The sequence below is a fragment of the Lysinibacter cavernae genome, assembly GCF_011758565.1.
Lineage (GTDB): Bacteria > Actinomycetota > Actinomycetes > Actinomycetales > Microbacteriaceae > Lysinibacter > Lysinibacter cavernae.
Window position 1 is genome coordinate 107,875 of record NZ_JAAMOX010000003.1, and the last position, 16,482, is coordinate 124,356.

A 16,482-nucleotide genomic window follows, 5' to 3' on the forward strand; every position below is an offset into this window, starting at 1 on the left:
AGGTGGTGGCGTTGCGTGTTCATCTCACACAAAACGAAACAATGTAAATGTGAATATAACAGTTACATTGTTACAAGACAACTTTGAAATAACAACTTAGGTGACCTCCGGCGCACAAACAGCAGCAAAAGCCCCAACAGGGCGCACCAATGCAATGGGGCGGCGCAGCGCACAACTACCCGCGGCTCAAGCGGCAGCAGACGTCACGGCATACTCAGGCAAGTGCAAGTGCAAGTGCAAGTGCAAGTGCAAATCCATCAGGTATCCGCACGCGGCGGGCCGACATCACACCGTGGCGACAAGAACCTCAATGTCGGCGTCCCGAAGATAATTAAGATCGGCGGTACTCACGCGGTCATCAACCACAATGTGGGTGAACTCTTCGAGCGTGCCGAGCCTGTGCAACGATCCGTGGCCAAACTTCGTGTGATCCATAAGCAGGACCCTGGTGCGAGCAGACTGCAACATCGCGCGCTTCACCGACACAACCCTTTGATCCTGGTGATACAAGGACGACCCCTGCATCGCGGAGGTCGAGGCAAACAAAATGTCGGCATAGAGCTCGTCAAGGGCGTGTTCACACACCGCACCGAGGAATGCTCGATACTGCGGAACGTAGTCGCCACCGAGCGCAATTATGTTGATATCGGGGACCTCGGCAAGCTCCTGAATCGCGAGCCAAAAATTCGTAATAACCGTGAGTGGGACGCTCTCCGCCAGATATGGGAACATCTCATACGTGGTCGTTGAAGCATCAACAAGAACAACGTCGCCCTGAGCAATCAGGGTTGAGGCTTCTTTCGCGATAGCTTTCTTTTCATCAGTGAGAAGCCGCGCCCGAAACAGCAGATCACTCTCGTATTTTGCCGAACGATGTGCCGTTGCTCCCCCGCGCATCTTGCGAAGCACGCCCTTGTGCTGCAACTCGTCCAGGTCTCGGTGGACGGTCATCCTACTCACGTCGAGCATGTCGGCCAGATCGTCAACCGACACAAAATCTTCGTTATTGAGGAGGTCAGTGACATACGCGAGGCGTGCTGCTTTTCGCCTGCCAAGGCCTCGAACGTGTTCGGCGCCAGCAGGAATAGCTTCGTTTGTGTCGTCTGCCCGCATTGCCCGATCCTTTGCCAGAGACGACCGTGCTGCAGATCGTCACGCCAATCCTAACAACCGGTTTGATCTCATCTCGCAAGATAACGGTTTAACGTTTCCGAAATTGTTACAATCATGATTTGTAACAACCCTTCCCCTTGCTCGCTGCTGAGCCTTCATCAGCCCTCCATGAAACGGTGCTTCCCATGATCCAGTCTGATGCAGTGCTCCTTGGAATTGACGTTGGGACAAGCTCGGTCAAAGTCGTAGCAACAACCCTGTCTGGTCACCGGGTCGCAGAGGGACACTGGAGGTACCCGCTCATGTCAGCGGCCGCCGCCGCTGAGCAGGACGCAACAAAGTGGTGGGAAGGGGTCTGCGCCATCACGCCAGGAGTCGTTGGCACGTATCGCGTGCTCGGCGTTGCGGTGACGTCCCAGGCACCAACGCTTGTCGCGTTGGCGAGCGACGGCACGCCGGTGACGCCTGCACTCACCTGGCTCGACCGGAGGGCCGCCTCTGAGGCGCACCGCATTGAGGCTATAGCTCCCGGCCACCGAAACGGCCCAGACCCATTCTTCGGGACGGCAAAACTGCTTTGGCTAGCAAAAGAGCACCCTCTCTGCATGCGAGAATGCTCAGTTGTGTTGTCTGCCAACGGCTTCATTGCCAAGATGCTCACTGGGGTTTCGTCACTCGACGACAGCACGGCATCCCTTATGCAAGGCTTTGACGAGGTAACAGGTCAATTTGATCGCAGCCTATCTGCCAGCGAGGTGCCCATTCAGCTGTTGCCCGACGTCGTTCCAACAACAACCGTCATTGGCAGGGTCACGCAGGAATCCTCACGAGCGACAGGTATTCCCGCGGGAACCCCCGTCGCGGCTGGCGCCATCGACTCCGTTGGAACGGCCCTCGAAGCCGGCGTTCTGGGGCCAGGCGATCCCTTCGTTGAGATGACAGGATTCTCAACCGTTGGCATTCTCGCGGTTCCCGCGGGCACAACGATTGACGGTTTCCTGCACGCCAGGCACTGTGTGCCTGGCGTCGACCTCCTGCTCAACGCCCAAGTCACCTCTGGCGCCGTCGTTGACTGGCTTGGTCGTCTCATGCCAGGGCAAGACCTGACAGATTCAGACCAGTTGCTCGCCAAGCCTCGCCCTTCACGACTGACAATGGTTCCGAGCCTCGCCGGCGAGCGAAACCCGTCGTGGAACCCAACCGCGCGTGGTGTTATTGACGGAATCGATCTCACAACCGACGGCTACGATCTCATGGTTGCAGCGATGGAGGGAACGGCCACCTCGCTCGCAATTGGGATTGACCAACTCGTCCAAAACGGTTTTCCCGTCGAGCGGGTGCTCGCGACCGGCGGAGGGTCCGCCTCTGCCGCTTGGCTCCAGATCAAGGCCGACGTGACGGGGCTTTCATTTCTCCGCCCGCGCAACGGCCACGGCGCGGCCCAAGGCGCGTCCTACCTCGCTGGGATCGCGGTCGGAGCGCACCAACGATGGGAGAGCATCCGCGATTTTGCCGCGGATATCGAACAGACCGCCCACCCAGACCCCGAACGCCATCAGCGCTACCTCGCTCGTCGGGAGCGATATGCGAGCGCCGCACGCCTCAACGCCCCATAGGCGTCGTTACTTCTCGAAACGATAGCCAACCCCGCGAACCGTGTGCAGCAGCGCAGGAGCGGATGGGTCCCGCTCTATTCGGGAACGAATGCGCTTGATGTGTACGTCGAGGGTTTTGGTGTCTCCGTAGTAGTCGCTCCCCCACACCCTGTCGATGAGCTGACCTCGAGTGAGCACGCGCCCGGCATTTCGCATGAGCACCTCAAGCAGCTCAAATTCCTTAAGCGGAATCGTAATCTCGTTACCGTCAACTGTCACGGCGTGCCGATCGGTATCGAGCGTCACTGAGCCAACAACAAGCAGGGTGTCTTCGTCCGTCTCGTATGGGCTCACCACACGACGGAGGGCCGCCCTGATCCTGGCCATCAGCTCGCGCGACGAATACGGTTTTGTGACGTAGTCATCAGCACCAAGCTCAAGCCCAACAATGATGTCGATTTCTGAGTCCTTCGCGGTGAGCATGATGATGGGCAGGCGCGATACGGCCCGCATTTCACGACATACTTCGGTCCCGGGCTTCCCCGGCAGCATCAGATCAAGCAACACAAGATCTGGCTCGCTCGCAGAAAATGCGGCCATCGCTGAGAGTCCGTCTTGGACGACATCCACCTCATAACCCTCTTTACGAAGGATAAAGCTCAGCGGCTCAGAGATAGATTCTTCGTCTTCAACAAGCAAAATGCGGGTCATTCGTGTTCCCTTATCAGTGAGGAGGGTGATTGATTCTCGGTACGAGATTGGCGTTTGGACGCTTTGGGAGGTTTCTTCGCTTTACCTGGCTTCGCCGGTTTCTCGGCTTTGGCAATGTTGCCTGCCCGTGATGACTTCGGCGTTTTTGCCTGTCGAGGTGCCGGCGCAACGGCGGTCACCGGTTTTGCCGGCGCAACATGATCAGCGGAGTCCTCGTGGAGTGGCAGCGTCACGGTGAATGTCGAGCCGTCGCCAGGCCTTGACCAGACACGAACACGTCCCCCGTGCCCCTGCACGGTGTTCTTCACGATACTGAGACCAAGCCCGGTCCCTCCAGTATCGCGGGAGCGAGCCGGATCGACGCGATAGAAGCGTTCAAAAATCCGGTCGAGATCCTCAGGTGGGATGCCGCGCCCCTGGTCGGTCACTGCGATCTCAATCGAGGCCGGGGCACCCTCAGGGTCCTCGACCACCGTCACCCCGATGCCGATATGTGATCCATCCGGAGAATAGTTGATCGCGTTGCTCACGAGGTTCGAGAACGCAACACCGAGTGCCTCCGCATCACCAAAGACGCGGAGACCGTCTGCTCGAGCAACAACAACCGTCATCGTTCGCTGTTCGGCTAGGGTGCGGTGTTCGTCCAGCACTCGTGCAAGCAAATCGTTGACCGAAAGTGGGGTATTTGCAATTGCCGGGTTACTCTCCTGAGCAGCAGACAGCCTGATGATGTCTGAGGTGAGATTGGCAAGCCTTGCGCTCTCCGTACTGAGTCGCGACGCAAAACGCGACACCATCTCTGGGTCATCAGCGGCTTCCTGGAGCGCCTCTGCAAGCAGCGAAACGGCGCTCACCGGAGTCTTCAGCTCGTGGCTGACGTTGGCGATGAAGTCGCGCCGCATTGCGTCGAGCCGCCACGCGTCTCCGCGATCCTCCACCACGATGAAGACAAATCGGGAGCCCAAGCGCGCGCCTCGCACCCACAGGTTCTCGCCGGTGTGGTCGAGCCCATCCGCGTCAAACTCGGGAGCTTCACCGAGCTGGCGCTCACCTTGGCGGTCGGCGGAGGCAAACTCATCACGCAATTCAATCGTGACGGACTCGCCAGTTGCGAGCACGTCTCCGGCAACCGCCTGCAACGCGCCGTGACGCAAGAGTCCCTCGCCAACAAGCGGACTCTGCTGTGCTGCGTCATTGGCGTAGATGACGTTGAGCGAAGAATCAAGAATGACGGCGAATGATTCGACCGCTTCGAGGACGTCGGCTACCTCGGCCGACACCGTCGGGCTTTGCGCCTCACGGCTCTCCCGCCCGCGGCGTGCTGCCAAGAGTCCAATGAGGGTGAAGCCAACCCCAACGAGCAACCCGAGCGAAAGCGCGAGGAGGACCAACCAAACGGATTCCATGGCTCAAGCGTACTGACAAACCAAACGAGCCACCTCTGAGATAGCCACAGATGTTCCGGGATTCAGCGGATGTTTACGTAGGCAGCACCATCCGTTAACCTTGGGGGCTAACAATAAGAACCGAAGAAGTGACTCCCGACCCTGTCGCGGCGATTTTGCGCGGCATCAGAAAGGCCCCAATCACCATGCGTGAAGTGTTTCAACAAGAATTGCGCGAGGTCCAAACGCGCCTCGCCGAAATTGCAGAATTGGTGGAGTCTGCCATTCAGCGCGGCACCAAGGCGTTCCAGGAGTCGGATGTTGCACTCGCGGAAGCCGTAATTGAAGACGACCTCCGCATCGACACGCTCGCGACAAGCCTCGACGAGCTTGCCATCACTATCCTTGCCAGGCAGCAGCCTGTCGCAAAAGACCTTCGCATTATCGTGAGCGCCCTGCGGATTAGCGCCTCGCTTGAGCGAATGGGAGACATCGCTGAGCACATCGCTCAGCTCGCTCGCTACCGATTCCCCGAGAGCGTTATCCCAAAGGGCCTCGGCAAGATCTTCCGCGAGATGGGCGAGCTCGACGTACAGGTCGCCGCCAACGTTGTGACGCTCCTGCGCACCGAAGACCTGCTCATCATTGAGGACATCCGCAACACAGACGACCGCATCGACGAATTGCACGCAAAGGTCTTCGAAAAGGTACTCAGCGACACCTTCAAGGGTGAGGTCACCAACGTCGTGGATGCGACCCTTGCTAGCCGCTACCACGAGCGCTTTGCCGACCACGCCGTCTCAATCGCGAAAAAGGTTCAGTACCTCGCGACGGGCGAGTACAGCTAACCCTCGCCAGACACAGAAGAAGGGCCCCGCGGCATTCGCCCGCTGGGCCCTTCTTCGTGTTGGTCAGTGTTACTTCTTCGCGCCCTGTGCGGCAACGGCTGCCGCGCCGGCGGCTGCGGCCTCTGGGTCGAGGTACTCGCCGGGGCCGAGGGGCTCAAAGTTGCTGTTGAGCTTGTACACGAGCGGGATGCCCGTCGGGATGTTGAGCTCGGCGATGTCTTCATCTGAGATGCCGTCAAGATGCTTCACAAGCGCACGAAGCGAGTTGCCGTGCGCCGTGACCAGCACGGTCTTGCCAGCGGCAAGATCAACGGTGATGTCTGAGTGCCAGTACGGCAGCATACGATCGATGACGTCTTTGAGGCATTCGGTGCGTGGCACATCGTCGCCGAGGTCGGCGTAGCGCTCGTCACCAACCTGCGACCACTCGCTGTTGTCATCGAGGGGTGGCGGCGGAGTGTCAAACGACCGGCGCCAGGTCATGAACTGCTCGTTGCCGTACTCGGCAAGCGTCTGTGCCTTGTCTTTGCCCTGGAGCGCACCGTAGTGACGCTCGTTGAGACGCCAAGACCGCTTCACTGGAATCCAGAGGCGGTCGGCAGAATCGAGCGCGAGGTTTGCGGTCTGGATGGCGCGGCTCAGCACGGAGGTATACAGCACGTCAGGCTTGATGCCTGACTCGGCGAGCAGCTCGCCGGCACGAACAGCCTCGCCTCTCCCCTGCTCGCTCAGGCGAACATCGACCCAACCCGTAAACAGGTTCTTCTGGTTCCAGTCGCTATTTCCGTGGCGCAGCAATACAAGAGTGAGAGGTTCAGTCATGCACTCCATCCTAACGGGTCGCCGGGCTACCGGCCCGAAAACCGAGTCTTGTGACGAGGTGAAGGTGAGAGAAACATTCGGCAAATACCCAGCCGCGAACACGACTTTTGGTCGGAAGCATACGGGCACTCCTGAGAAAATGGACTAATGGCTTTTGGCGTTGTCACGCGGGGAACCACCGGGACAAATCGCCTCAGGCGAGTCGACAGGTGGATCGCACAGCTACCCGAATTCACGAAGGCACTCGATCCTCTGGTGGTCGATCTTGGCTACGGCGCAAGCGCCGTCACCGTTCTTGAACTCGAACGACGCCTGCATGCCGTTCGGAAGGATGCCGAACTCATCGGCATCGAAATCGAGCCTGACCGCGTCGCCGGAGCGCGCGAACACCTCGCAAAGGTGCGGGCCGGCCACACTCAATTCCGTGAAAACGCGCGCGTCTCCTTCGAGCGCGGCGGCTTTGAGACTCCGCTCAGAGACGGTCGTCGGCCAGCGGTTATCCGCGCGTTTAACGTCCTGCGGCAGTACCAGGAAACCGACGTTGCCGCGGCCTGGGACATGATGCTTGCAAGGTTGCAGTACGGCGGGGTACTCATTGAGGGCACATGCGACGAAATCGGCAGGGTCTCCTCGTGGATAACCCTCGACCGGCATGGGCCTCGTACCCTCACCCTCTCGCTGAGGGCCGGTTGTTATGATTCGCCCTCAGTGCTTGCTGAGCGGCTCCCAAAGGCGCTCATCCATCGCAACGTTCCTGGCGAGGGCATCCATCGACTCCTCAACGATCTCGACCGAGCTTGGCAGCGCAATGCTCCCCTTGCGAGCTTTGGGGCTCCGCAGCGCTGGCTCGCGTCTGTAGCTGCTCTCCAACACGAAGGTTGGGCTGTTGTTGGCGACCAAAGCCGCTGGCGTCTCGGCGAGCTTACGGTACCTTGGGATACCGTGCGTCCGCTGGCATAAGCTGCGCACGTCCGTCGATCTCCAGCTTTGCGTAGACGCGCTGCAGGTGCCCCTCGACGGTTCGCTGCGAGAGCACCATCTCCTCTGCGATTTCACGGTTTGAGCTCCCGCGGGCGGCCAGCTCTGCGATCTGTTGCTCTCTGCTCGTCAGGGTATCGTCGTCGCTCCACCGACGACCAAGAATCGGTGTGTTCACTGAGCCGAGGGGAAGCAAGAGTTCAGTTGCCGCGGCGCGGCTCTCAGCTGCACGTCGATCATCGCCAGCTACAAGCAATACCCGCGCCTGCAGTACTGCCGCCTCTGCTGCGTAGAGCTGACGCTCGCCCGCAAGAAAGGCTTGCACGGCGCGACCGAGCCGGTCGGCATCCTGCAGGACCACGCCAGTAAAGAGGAGTTCGAGAGCGTCGGCGAGCTGGCCCTCAACCGCAGAGGCAAGCGCGGTGGCTCGCGTAAGGTCGACCGCAACACCAAACCGAAAGAGGTCGTGAAGAACCCTCAACTCGGCATACATGTCACCGGTCGATTGCAAGCTAGCCACCAATTGCTGTCCGGTCTCGGCAAGTGCGGCCTCTCCGTCACAAAGCAGGGTGGGCAGGAGCAACAATCGCCGAGCCTCAGCGCCCACCATTCGCGCGGTTCCAACCCATTCGGTGCCCGCAGCAGTTCGGTACTTAGCGGCAAGTTCGGCGTTTCCAAGAAGAGCGGCCGAGCCGGCAGCTCCGGCCAAAACATAACTCCCGATATTGGAATAGTCATTCTCGGCGAGCTCAAGAACGCCCTGTCGAAACTCCCCGAGCGCTAACGCGGCGTGGCCGAGGTCGTGGCAGAGAAGGCCAGCACCGGCGTGCAGGTTGGCAAAGCGAAGATCGACGCGGTTCCAGTCGACTCCTGCACCGGAAGCCGTCAATTCCTGCACGGGGATTCCCAGCGCAAATTGAGCAAGACTCAGCGCATGCATGAGGTCCCCGTCGAGCCACGGCGAAGCATCCGGCGATACAAAATCGAAACCGAGGTAGCGCAGCGCATACTCCTGGGCAAGCAACGGGCGACCCCGAAGCGTCAGCGCGATTGAGAGGTGTGTGCATACCTCGGCTCTCACATGCACGGGAAGCTTGGTGTTTTCTGCGGCCTGCAGCAGTTCCTCAACGACCTCCGTATCGCCTTGTCGCACCAGCAGGGCCGCCGCATAGGCAGACCAGCTTGGCTCGTGCTCCGGGAACTGCACGGATCGCTCGTCAAGCAGGTCGAGGGCCCTTGTCACATTTTCGCGCCCACTCGTGGTGTCAAAGAACGAAACCGTTTCTTCTGCACTGTGCATGACGAGGGCGGCGAGCATCACGCCTTCCCTATCCCCCGCTTCCACGAGCGAATCAAGCGTGCGACGCGATCGACGCTCCTGCCCGGTCACAAAGAGCGCTTGGGCCCGCATCAGGAGCAGCGAGCGGTCAAGCAAATTGCCATCCCTGCCAAGCATCTCATCGGTCATCGTAATCACGCTTTCATACCGATGCACCGCTGAGGCTTCGTGAACCGCTGCAAACAGCTCGGCGTTGGTGATCTCGGCGCCGCAAGCAAGCGCCCAAAGGGCACGGTCTATCCCAAACCCCGGCTGATGAGACGCGGAGCCAAGGAGGTTTTGAAACCGCTCAAAATGCTCCCGCATGACACGGATGCTGAGGCCGTTGCGGATAGCTTCAGCGGCAATTTCACTGCGCACATGCAGGCACGGAACGGTGATGACAACGCGCTCGACAAATCCCCCAGCCAAGATCGAATCCATCTGGGCATCACTCACCAGCTGACGAATCACAGAAACGGGAACCGGACCCGCAAGCGCAAGAATCTCCGTCGTCTGACGCACAACATCATCAGCCCGCGCGAGACGGGCCGCAACAAGATCCGACAGCCGAGCACCGAGAGCATCTGCAGAATCAGAAAGCGACACAAGTCCGTCGCTCACATGAAGCTGCTCCGACTGAGCCACATCGTGCACGGCTTCCCTGAGCAGTAGCGGATGCCCTCCGGTTGCGGCAAAGAGTCGTTGGATCGTACCAACAGTCACCCGTTCTGCGAACAGGCCTGCAAGGTATTCTGCGGATTCTTCAACGTCGAACGGGCCAAGATCCAGACGCTCGCATTCGCCCGACTCCCACAACTGCTGGAGCGCGGTAGGGAGGCGAGCACCGTCTGAGGCCGTGATCACAAGCTTGACGCCTGGCATGCGTGCGCACTGCACAAGACCGGCACCACTGACCTGGTCAAGGTGTTCGGCGTTATTCACCAGAAGTACCACAGGACCGACCGTTGCGAGCCCGGCAAGCGCAGCGCCGGCGGCAGCGAGTAGTGGTTGGAGTCCGCCGTCGGTAGTCAGCCCGAGGGCCCCGGCAAGCGCAGCGCCTGGGCTCGCGCTCAGCGCCTCAAAACAGTGGATAGGCAAAATCGCAGACGGGTCGTTCACGAGACCAAGCGCGATCTGCTGAGCGAGCAGCGTCTTGCCAACGCCTGAAGGGCCGACCACGCAGATCGCAAGCGTTGTTGAGCTGATCAGTCGACCAACGGCATCACTCACCATCGACTGGCGTCGCTCAGTCAGCACGGTGTTGCGTTCGATGCGAATACTCATGCAGTCCCCTCACTAGTGTGGGGGTCATACATCATCCAATACGAGTTGTATCGTGTGATCAACCCAATAGGTTGTGCAGTAGCCCCCCGACTACCAAGTCTGATCGTACCTGAAACACGGCTAAAGGGTTTGAGCAATCCGCGATCGATTCTTTCGAGCCAGCCGCTTGATAGTTGCCGCTGCATGGCGCACAGCCTTTTTTGATTCCGGAGTGCGAATGGCTGATATAAACAGATGCGAACCAGCCGGAAAGATCCTGACCTCAACGTCGCCACCCGCAGTGGCCATATTCCGGGTCAGCGTCATGACGTCGGGCAGCATGATGTCCCTGCCACCCTGGTAGATATACAGTGGCGGCATACCGCTGAGATCGGCATGCACCGGGCTCAGCAATGGATGTGTCACATCGGTCTCGCCGGCCCAGAGCTCACCGGCACCAATGAGTGCAGAGACAACAAGCACAGGGTCGCGCCGCTCAAGTCCCGCTATCTCGGCGTTGGTCAGGCTGAGATCAACCCAGGGAGAGAACGCGATAATCGCCGCTGGCGGAGGTTGATGAGCTTCCTTGAGCCTGATGGCGAGTCCGATCGCCAAGCCCCCACCGGCAGAATCCCCAGCCAAAACGATGATGCCACCCGGTTCGAGATCGGCTGTGACAAGTGAGTAGATCTCGTCGAGGAATTCGTAAGTGCTGACATAGGTATGCTCCGGGGCCCTCGGATACAGCGGGACCGTAATCGTGGCGCCCGTCGTGAGCAACAACGATTCAAGGATTGCCCAGTGCGGAGGTGCGATCGGAAGCACAAACCCTCCACCGTGGAGGTAGATCAGATGAACTGGGCAACGGGCATCGGCGTCGCTCGCGGCGAGTACGTCCGGCCGAGGGCGGATGACAAGCACGGGTGACCCGAGCACATCATGTTCCTGCACTTCTGCGAGCCGCAGAATGCGATCGGGGACGGTCACCTGAGAACCAACGCGCTGAGCATGCGCAATCATGTTCGCTGTTGATCGATTCACGCGAGCTCCTCGGCCCCCAAGCCGTAAGAGCATTCGGTGCGCAAACATCGATGCTGACACTGATTCTTCCCCTGTGAACGAGGTGGACACTGACTGTGCTCAGTCTATGGCGGCAGGAGGCATCCTGCGGCATGTGGATTTAGTCGAGCGGCGGCAAGAGATGTCGAGCTTCGTCGGGGGAAGCGCCCGCCGCACACAAGAGGTCAACCAGCATCGGTCGAAGTGACAGCACAATTGCGACGTCGCCGAGCGAATCCTGGACTCCAGATCGTTGCGGATCGAGACGCGGGACCACAAGCTCAAGGTTCTCCCGAGCCGTTTCACGCAGAGCCGGATCTTCAACGCTCTTGCCAAGCTGCACAACGCCGCTCGAAAGCGAAACGATAAGCTGCCCAAGTCGGGGGCGGGCCACACCATCCTGAACCTTGAACATTGCCCGCCGCGTGATCACGCGCAGGTTTCGTGTCGCGAGGTCCATGTAGTTGAGCACGGTTCCGAGCTCGGCAAGTTCGGCCGCGTGGCGACGAGCGAACGGAGAAATCCTTGCCAAGGCTTGGGCCGATTCCAACGACTCATCCCAGTCGTCAAGGATTTTCTGCGTCTGGCGGAGTCGCTGAAGTGCTCGTTCCGCCGACGTTTCATCGCCAAGGTTGAGCGCTGATGCGAGTGACGAGAGGGCGTCGTTCCATTCGCCAAACAGCTTCCGCGCGGCGCGCTGAGGACCGCGTCGCGCGTCTCGCGGGATCAACGCGGTGAAGATGAGTGCAACGGCGGCGGCGACGAGACCGTCAACACTGCGCATGAATGGCCCTCCGTCTGGCACCGGAAGCACCTGCACAAGGGCGGCCTGAATTGCGGCAATAACCGCAAAGCTATTACTCGGCGAAAAGAATCGACCGGCGACCAAGACCAGTATGAGCACGCATCCGAGTTGCCAGACTCCCGGCCCAAAGATCAGGAGCCAGCCCTCAGAAACGGCGATGCCCATGACCATGCCAAGCGAGGTCTCAACGAGCACTCGGGGCCTGGCATCTCGCTGCAGCCCAAGGCTCGAGATAACCACGACGATGGCGACAACTGGATTGGTATGCCCGAGCACGGCGTAGGCGATGAGATAGGACACAAGCGCCGCAGCGGTGATCTGCGCGATTGCCGGCGCAGAGAAGGCTACGCGACGCACTGCAGCACGGACGTCGAAGCGTCGCCGAAGCCGACGGGATCCTCTGGCAAACCAGGAATCGTCGTCGGTGAGTACGTCGGGTTGGTTAGCCAGGTCGACGAACCCCCAAGCGAGGGAGCTTCGGGACATCCGCTACGGCCCCGGCCCCTGGCGGGACAATCACGTTCTGGCCTGCCGCGATCTCAGTCTGATCGTCACCGACCACAACAACAAGATCCACGTCGGCAGGCGCCGAACGCTTCAGCAGGGCAAGCGCAATGCCGCCAAGCTCGTAATGCCGAGCCGCTGACGTAATGAGGCCAACCTGCTTCCGGTCCTCGCCCTCGCCAACGTAGACGGGGTCGCCGTGCCCTGGCAGGATTGATTCGGTTCCATCAAGGTGGAGCATGACCAAGCGTCGCGGAGGATGACCAAGGTTATGGACCTTCGCTACCGTCTCTTGACCGCGATAGCAGCCCTTATTGAGGTGCACAGCGGTACGCATCCAGTCGTACTCGTGAGGAATCGAACGCTCGTCGACTTCGGTGAGCTGTCGCGGTCGCCAAGCCTCAACGCGCAACGCCTCAAATGCGAGCCATCCGGCAACGGATACACCCGCATCCGGAAGACTCAGCAGGAGTTGCCCAACGCTCGACCGAGGGATAACCGCCTCACCCGCCCGCCACAGCGGCGCTGGATGCGGCTCACCAGTTGCATCAGCTTCGGCCGCATACTGCCAACCACCGGCAGGGGGCGTTGCCCATGAGTCTGCCCAGACGAGCGGGATACCCGCAGGCACGGCAGCGTGCTCGGAGAGGATACCAGCGGCCGGCGAAGGCTCGCCTTCTGCCGTGCTCAGAAAGGCGCCAACAACGATAAATTCTTCGCTGCGAATAGCTACCTCAACGCGAAGCGTGAAACGCATCCGATCGAGGAACGCAAACAAGTCGTGGACCTGGGACTGCTCAACAATGAGCCAGGTCGTTTCTCCATCATCAAACACATGCATGTTGTGCTCGATACGACCGGTTGGTCCAAGCAGGATGGTTTCGCTTGATTCACCCGGTCGAAGGGACGATATCCGCTGGCTCGTAATGGAGTCGAGCCAGGTCAGCCGGTCTGGCCCGGTGACAGAGATGATTCCCCTGTCGCTCAGGTCGGTAATCGCGACGCCGTTGGCGAGTGCCCGTTGTTCCTGATTCGGCGCACCAAAATGCGCGATCGGGCCGAGTTCCGGCTCAGCAACGGCACCGTTCAACGAGGCAAAGGGACTTGGACCAGACAACTCGGACATGCAACCTCATTCTTTTGGAGTCAATGGATGCAACGCGAGCAGACGACCAGGCATTCCGTCCGGATGGCAGCGGGTCGCAACGAGCTAATCGCGTTTGGCCAGGCGTGCCGAGGCGTGGCTCTTCAGCGGCTGGCCAAGAGCGCTCATGTCCCAGGCCCACAGGAGGTGGGCATCAACCAACCCGTACATCCGCGTCGCCGAGGTGTATTCCTTCGAGCCAGCAGTGCGCATGACGTAATCGGTCGCGAGGTCGATGCGCGGCCCGGCGATACGCCCAAGATAGACCTCGCTCACACCGGTTGGATGAACAATCGAAACTTCGAGAGGGAATCCCTCCCCCTCTGCCTCGGGAACGCGCAGCGCCTCAACCGATTCGACGGTTGGATATGCGACGGCACCAGCGCCTGGGAGCATGCCAGGACCAGGATCGTTATCCGTCTGCGGACGACTCAAGCGCCAGTAACCCGTCTCGCTCACGAGCGGACGGCTCATCGAGACATCGTCACTCTCGTGAGCGTCGTCGCCAATGATCCAGGCGTACGAGCTGTAGTTGAGGTAGGGAAGGCCGTCGTGGCTGAAGCTCACTCGCTGACCAAATTCTGTGGTGATGCGACGCTCGTCCGGCGTACCTGGGTCAAGCGTGTAATCGATGACTCCGCTGCCTTCCCATACGCCGAGCAGCCACGAGAGCGGTCCGAGTTCGGCGGGGAGGTCGGTTGGGATTGAGATCATAGTTCAGTCCTTCAACAAGACAGCGTAGGTACAACAACGCCAACACTCGAATGAAGGCGCGAGATGAAACCGCCGTGCGGCTTAGCGCTGACCTTTAAAGAGCTTAAAAACAACAACTCCGGCGATCCAAGCGATCGACAGTGTTGCCAAACCGAGCAGGCCAACAAAGAACAGTTCGAGAGCAAGCAGTGAGTCCATGTGTCTAGTCTAGGCCACGAGCACGGCGACCGCCGAAAACACGGCGACGATGACAAAGGAACCGGCAACGCTCATCGCCGTTCGGTCAATGAATCCGCGGCGTTGCGCAGTTCCCAGTTGCAGGCCGAACGTGAGCAAGGTTGCCCCGGCAAGCACAAACAGTAGCCATTCGAATCGCATCGACGACGCAACCTGCAGGCTCACAACCGCCGCCGCGATAATTGTGATCGCCCATACGATGATGAGCCGAGGCCAGTGCCAGTAGTTGGCGTCGCTGTCAGGCGTGCTGTCGCCCGGAATCTGCGCTGAAACGGTCGAGTCTGCCATGTCCCAATTGTGGCATGGTCAACCTGGTTGTCGCGACGGAGGTCGGTGATCGGGGTAAGATTTCCCCTAAATAATAGTTTTCGGGAGGATATGTGGCTCAGCTTCTTGTCCTCACAAACGCGGGTGAGCACGACGCGCTCCCCTCGCTCGGACTGCTTAATCACCAGGTGCGGCACATCCCCCTCAACACCAGCCGCCTGCTCAGCGCCCCAGAGAGCGACCTCATCCTTGTGGATGCGCGACGCGACCTGGCAAACGCAAAATCACTCTGTAAGACGCTCGGGGCCTCAGGGATCGCAACCCCCATCATCCTTATTCTGAGCGAAGGCGGATTCGCCGTGGTCAACGGAGACTGGATGGTGACCGACGTCATCCTCGACAGCTCCGGACCGGCCGAAACGGATGCAAGGCTACGCCTCGCCCTCGAACAGAGTGTTGCCGAGGCGCCAAGCAATCGCATCCACGCGTCTGGCGTGACGATCGACGAGGCAAATTATTCGGCAAAGGTCAAAGGAAAACCGCTCGATCTCACCTATAAGGAGTTCGAGCTCCTTCGGTTTTTTGCGTCCCACCCCGCACGTGTGTTTACGCGAGAGCAGCTACTGAGCGAGGTCTGGGGATACGACTACTTTGGTGGCACCAGAACAGTAGACGTGCACGTTCGGCGTCTGCGAGCCAAACTCGGCGATCTCGAACAGCTCATCGGTACCGTCAGAAATGTCGGCTACCGATTCAACCTGGCGGAAGAAGACCATGACGAATCACGCACCGACCCTGTCAACGCTGAGCCCGAGCGATCCGGAAGCTAGTCAACGGGTCACCGAACTCGTTCGACAGGTCACCGCTGCCGACGGTGTCCCACCGTTTTCGGACCAGGCCCTTGTTGACTGGCGGGCCAACGACCGCACCATGATTGCTGCGTACGAGCACGTTGGCGGCCCGATTGTCGCAGCTGCGCTTATCAACGCGCCGCACCCTCCAGCGCCTGGCGAGCTCGACCTCACCGTCGCTCCTGAGCACCGAGGTGCGGGGATCGGATCCCTGCTGCTGGCCGAAGTTCTGGACAACCATCCCGGTGATCTGCTGACCTGGGCACACGGCAACGGAGATGCCGCTCGGGCGCTCGCCCACAAGCACGGTTTTGTTCCAAGCCGCACGCTACTCCAGCTCAGTGCGCCTGTCCCAAATGACACAACTGTCCCCTCTATCGACGGTGTCACCGTCCGTACATTTGAGCCGGGTCGCGACGAACACGAGTGGGTAGCTCTCAACGCAAGGGTCTTTGCGGATCATCCAGAACAGGGCAAGCTGACCGTTGCCGACCTGCTCTCACGGGAGAACGAATCCTGGTTCAACGCCGGTGATTTCCTGGTGCTCACCGACACCTCAGGTTCCATGATTGCCTATAACTGGCTCAAGATAACCGCAGACGACGAGGCCGCTCACGGCGAGGTCTACGCCATTGGAGTGGCACACGAAGCATCGGGGAAAGGCCTCGGCAGGCTCCTCATGACGGCCGGAATGGCCCGACTCCGCACTAGAAACGTGACCAACGTGACGTTGTATGTCGAGGGTGATAATGAGCCAGCGCTCGCACTCTATCGCTCGACTGGCTTTACCGTTACAACAACAAGTGTGCAATACCAGCGGAACGCTGAGCGGTCGAGGAGAACTTCTCAACCATCGGGGCAGTAA

Annotated in this window: 15 protein-coding genes; 5 read left to right on the plus strand and 10 right to left on the minus strand. The window is 59.9% G+C overall.

Annotated features, from left to right (window positions below):
- Positions 1-285: 285 nt before the first annotated feature.
- Entirely contained in the window at positions 286-1,113 is an 828-nt protein-coding gene (locus tag FHX76_RS14500; protein ID WP_167151927.1) for a DeoR/GlpR family DNA-binding transcription regulator, read from the minus strand.
- Positions 1,114-1,298: 185 nt separating this feature from the next.
- Here FHX76_RS14500 and FHX76_RS14505 point away from each other — a divergent pair, with 185 nt between their 5' ends.
- Positions 1,299-2,729: a xylulokinase gene (locus tag FHX76_RS14505; protein ID WP_167151928.1), complete on the plus strand. Its 1,431-nt coding sequence runs from the start codon at positions 1,299-1,301 to the stop codon at positions 2,727-2,729.
- A gap of 6 nt (positions 2,730-2,735) precedes the next feature.
- Here FHX76_RS14505 and FHX76_RS14510 read toward each other — a convergent pair whose 3' ends face one another.
- Both FHX76_RS14510 and FHX76_RS14515 read right to left on the minus strand, forming a co-directional pair.
- Complete coding sequence (locus FHX76_RS14510; RefSeq protein ID WP_167151930.1) at positions 2,736-3,419, minus strand: response regulator transcription factor; 684 nt, start codon at positions 3,417-3,419, stop codon at positions 2,736-2,738.
- Positions 3,416-4,825: a sensor histidine kinase gene (locus tag FHX76_RS14515; RefSeq protein ID WP_167151932.1), complete on the minus strand. Its 1,410-nt coding sequence runs from the start codon at positions 4,823-4,825 to the stop codon at positions 3,416-3,418. Before FHX76_RS14515 ends, FHX76_RS14510 begins: the two co-directional genes overlap by 4 nt.
- Before the next feature lie 185 nt (positions 4,826-5,010).
- Between FHX76_RS14515 and phoU the strand changes: the two genes are divergently transcribed.
- The gene (gene phoU / locus FHX76_RS14520; protein WP_167152291.1) at positions 5,011-5,652 is read left to right on the plus strand and encodes a phosphate signaling complex protein PhoU; all 642 of its coding nucleotides are present in this window, start codon (positions 5,011-5,013) and stop codon (positions 5,650-5,652) included.
- Positions 5,653-5,721: 69 nt separating this feature from the next.
- Here phoU and FHX76_RS14525 read toward each other — a convergent pair whose 3' ends face one another.
- A complete protein-coding gene (locus FHX76_RS14525; RefSeq protein WP_167151933.1) occupies positions 5,722-6,474 on the minus strand; it encodes a phosphoglyceromutase in 753 nt (250 codons plus the stop codon).
- Positions 6,475-6,621: 147 nt separating this feature from the next.
- Here FHX76_RS14525 and FHX76_RS14530 point away from each other — a divergent pair, with 147 nt between their 5' ends.
- A complete protein-coding gene (locus FHX76_RS14530) occupies positions 6,622-7,434 on the plus strand; it encodes a class I SAM-dependent methyltransferase (RefSeq protein WP_167151935.1) in 813 nt (270 codons plus the stop codon).
- On the opposite strand, the gene FHX76_RS14535 is transcribed toward FHX76_RS14530, so the two are convergent.
- The 6 genes from FHX76_RS14535 to FHX76_RS14560 form a co-directional block, all read right to left on the minus strand.
- Entirely contained in the window at positions 7,397-10,057 is a 2,661-nt protein-coding gene (locus tag FHX76_RS14535; protein WP_167151937.1) for a LuxR C-terminal-related transcriptional regulator, read from the minus strand. The two genes, FHX76_RS14530 and FHX76_RS14535, sit on opposite strands and share 38 nt — an antisense overlap.
- Before the next feature lie 120 nt (positions 10,058-10,177).
- Positions 10,178-11,077 carry an alpha/beta hydrolase fold domain-containing protein gene (locus tag FHX76_RS14540; RefSeq protein WP_167151939.1) on the minus strand — a complete coding sequence of 300 codons (900 nt, stop codon included), beginning with the start codon at positions 11,075-11,077 and terminating at the stop codon, positions 10,178-10,180.
- A gap of 139 nt (positions 11,078-11,216) precedes the next feature.
- On the minus strand, positions 11,217-12,386 hold the full coding sequence (locus FHX76_RS14545; RefSeq protein ID WP_243848886.1) for an FUSC family protein: 1,170 nt from the start codon (positions 12,384-12,386) through the stop codon (positions 11,217-11,219).
- On the minus strand, positions 12,343-13,530 hold the full coding sequence (ygfZ, locus tag FHX76_RS14550) for a CAF17-like 4Fe-4S cluster assembly/insertion protein YgfZ (RefSeq protein WP_167151941.1): 1,188 nt from the start codon (positions 13,528-13,530) through the stop codon (positions 12,343-12,345). Before ygfZ ends, FHX76_RS14545 begins: the two co-directional genes overlap by 44 nt.
- A gap of 84 nt (positions 13,531-13,614) precedes the next feature.
- Positions 13,615-14,262, minus strand: a complete 648-nt coding sequence (locus tag FHX76_RS14555) for a heme-binding beta-barrel domain-containing protein (protein WP_167151942.1) — start codon at positions 14,260-14,262, stop codon at positions 13,615-13,617.
- A 207-nt stretch (positions 14,263-14,469) separates the two neighbouring features.
- A complete protein-coding gene (locus tag FHX76_RS14560; RefSeq protein ID WP_167151944.1) occupies positions 14,470-14,787 on the minus strand; it encodes a hypothetical protein in 318 nt (105 codons plus the stop codon).
- Between the two features lie 92 nt (positions 14,788-14,879).
- On the opposite strand from FHX76_RS14560, the gene FHX76_RS14565 reads away from it, so the two are divergent.
- Together FHX76_RS14565 and mshD are read left to right on the plus strand one after the other, a co-directional pair.
- Positions 14,880-15,596, plus strand: a complete 717-nt coding sequence (locus FHX76_RS14565) for a winged helix-turn-helix domain-containing protein (protein WP_167151946.1) — start codon at positions 14,880-14,882, stop codon at positions 15,594-15,596.
- Positions 15,541-16,482, plus strand: a complete 942-nt coding sequence (gene mshD, locus FHX76_RS14570) for a mycothiol synthase (RefSeq protein ID WP_167151948.1) — start codon at positions 15,541-15,543, stop codon at positions 16,480-16,482. The genes FHX76_RS14565 and mshD overlap by 56 nt, the downstream gene beginning before the upstream one ends.

Bases quoted from the DNA above. Each gene is read 5' to 3' on its own strand.
- FHX76_RS14500 (WP_167151927.1), bottom strand. From the start codon at position 1,113: ATGCGGGCAGACGACACAAACGAAGCTATTCCTGCTGGCGCCGAACAC.
- FHX76_RS14505 (WP_167151928.1), top strand. From the start codon at position 1,299: ATGATCCAGTCTGATGCAGTGCTCCTTGGAATTGACGTTGGGACAAGC.
- FHX76_RS14510 (WP_167151930.1), bottom strand. From the start codon at position 3,419: ATGACCCGCATTTTGCTTGTTGAAGACGAAGAATCTATCTCTGAGCCG.
- FHX76_RS14515 (WP_167151932.1), bottom strand. From the start codon at position 4,825: ATGGAATCCGTTTGGTTGGTCCTCCTCGCGCTTTCGCTCGGGTTGCTC.
- phoU (WP_167152291.1), top strand. From the start codon at position 5,011: ATGCGTGAAGTGTTTCAACAAGAATTGCGCGAGGTCCAAACGCGCCTC.
- FHX76_RS14525 (WP_167151933.1), bottom strand. From the start codon at position 6,474: ATGACTGAACCTCTCACTCTTGTATTGCTGCGCCACGGAAATAGCGAC.
- FHX76_RS14530 (WP_167151935.1), top strand. From the start codon at position 6,622: ATGGCTTTTGGCGTTGTCACGCGGGGAACCACCGGGACAAATCGCCTC.
- FHX76_RS14535 (WP_167151937.1), bottom strand. From the start codon at position 10,057: ATGAGTATTCGCATCGAACGCAACACCGTGCTGACTGAGCGACGCCAG.
- FHX76_RS14545 (WP_243848886.1), bottom strand. From the start codon at position 12,386: ATGTCCCGAAGCTCCCTCGCTTGGGGGTTCGTCGACCTGGCTAACCAA.
- ygfZ (WP_167151941.1), bottom strand. From the start codon at position 13,530: ATGTCCGAGTTGTCTGGTCCAAGTCCCTTTGCCTCGTTGAACGGTGCC.
- FHX76_RS14555 (WP_167151942.1), bottom strand. From the start codon at position 14,262: ATGATCTCAATCCCAACCGACCTCCCCGCCGAACTCGGACCGCTCTCG.
- FHX76_RS14560 (WP_167151944.1), bottom strand. From the start codon at position 14,787: ATGGCAGACTCGACCGTTTCAGCGCAGATTCCGGGCGACAGCACGCCT.
- mshD (WP_167151948.1), top strand. From the start codon at position 15,541: ATGACGAATCACGCACCGACCCTGTCAACGCTGAGCCCGAGCGATCCG.